The sequence below is a fragment of the Falsiroseomonas sp. HW251 genome (assembly GCF_050563545.1).
Lineage (GTDB): Bacteria > Pseudomonadota > Alphaproteobacteria > Acetobacterales > Acetobacteraceae > Falsiroseomonas.
On the sequence record NZ_JBNXUM010000079.1, the window covers coordinates 1 to 1,591 of the forward strand.

General features: G+C 70.8%; 1 protein-coding gene. It reads left to right on the forward strand.

Going from position 1 to position 1,591, the window contains the following annotated elements; genetic code table 11:
- The first annotated feature begins 59 nt into the window (after positions 1–59).
- Positions 60–1,502 (forward strand): IS1182 family transposase, encoded by a 1,443-nt coding sequence (locus ACLF3M_RS35215; RefSeq protein WP_430661681.1) that lies wholly within the window; start codon positions 60–62, stop codon positions 1,500–1,502.
- Positions 1,503–1,591 lie beyond the last annotated feature (89 nt).

Here is a 1,591-nt window from a genome sequence, read left to right on the forward strand (position 1 = left end):
CGAGGTTGTGTGGAAACGGCGCGGTGCGCCAGAATCCTGGCGTCGCTGCGGAGGCCGGGATGAAGCGCTTCGTCGAAGGTGCGGACCGGCGGCAGAGCCAGCTGCTTCCCGATTGCGTGGACGACTACGTGGCCGAGGACAATCCGGTCCGCGCGGTCGATGCCTTCGTGGATGCGCTCGACCTGGCGGCGCTCGGCTTCGAGGGGGCCGAGCCGGCGGCAACGGGCCGCCCTGCCTACCACCCGGCGACGCTGCTCAAGATCTACATCTACGGCTACCTGAACCGCGTCCCGTCGAGCCGGCGGCTGGAGCGCGAGGCGGGGCGGAACCTGGAGCTGATGTGGCTGACGGGCCGGCTGGCGCCCGACTTCAAGACCATTGCCGACTTCCGCCGGGACAACGGCACGGCGATCCGCGCCGCCTGCCGAGAGTTCGTGGCGCTGTGCCGGCGGCTCGGCCTGCTCGGGGACGCGACAGTCGCGGTGGACGGCAGCAAGTTCAAGGCGGTGAACAACCGCGACAAGAACTTCACGCCCCACAAGCTGGCCAAGCGCGTCGAGCAGATCGAGGCGAGCGTGGCGCGCTACCTGGACGCGATGGAGGCGGCCGACCGCCACGAGGGCGACGAGGTTCTGCAAGCCAAGTCGGCCCGCCTGAAGGAAAAGATCGCGGCGCTCCGCGAGCAGACGAGGCGCTTGCGGGCGATGGAGCCAGCGTTGCGCGCCGCACCCGACGGGCAGATCTCGCTCACCGACCCGGACGCGCGCTCGATGGCGACGAGCGGCCGGGGCACGGGCGTGGTCGGCTACAACGTGCAGGCAGCGGTGGAGACGACACACCACCTCGTCGTCGCCCACGAGGTGACGAACGAGGGCCACGACCGGGCGCAGCTGACCGTGATGGCGAGCCGGGCGCGGGACGCCATGGGCGGCGATACGCTGACGGTGATCGCCGACCGCGGCTACTTCTCCGGCGAGGAGATCGTTGCCTGCGAGGCGGCGGGGATCACGCCGCTCGTGCCCGCAACCCTGACCTCCGGCGCGAAGGCGGACGGGCGGTTCGGCAAGTGGGACTTCGTGTACTTGCCCGAGAGCGACGCCTACCGGTGCCCCGCGGGCGAGACGCTGGGGTGGCGGTTCGACCGCGTGGACGAGACCGGCAAGACGCTGCGCTACTACTGGACCACCAACTGCGCAGGCTGCGCGATCAAGGCGCGGTGCACGCCGGCCCCATGGCGACGCGTCGCGCGCTGGGAGCACGAGGGCGTGCTGGACGCCATGCAGCGCAGGTTGGACCAGCGCCCGGACGCGATGCGGGTCCGGCGGCGGACGGTCGAGCACGCGTTCGGCACGATCAAGGCGTGGATGGGGGCGACCCACTTCCTCACCCGAACGCTCAGACAGGTCCGGACCGAGATGAGCCTCCAGGTGCTGGCCTACAACCTGAAGCGGGCGATCGCGATCAAGGGCGTCGGGACCGTGATCGCCGCCGCCCGGGCCTGAGGACCGTCGCGCAGAGCACGTCTCGTGCAGCCAACGGGCCTTGCGCTCTCGCGCGTCGTCGCCAACCGGCGCGTTTCCACACAACCTCG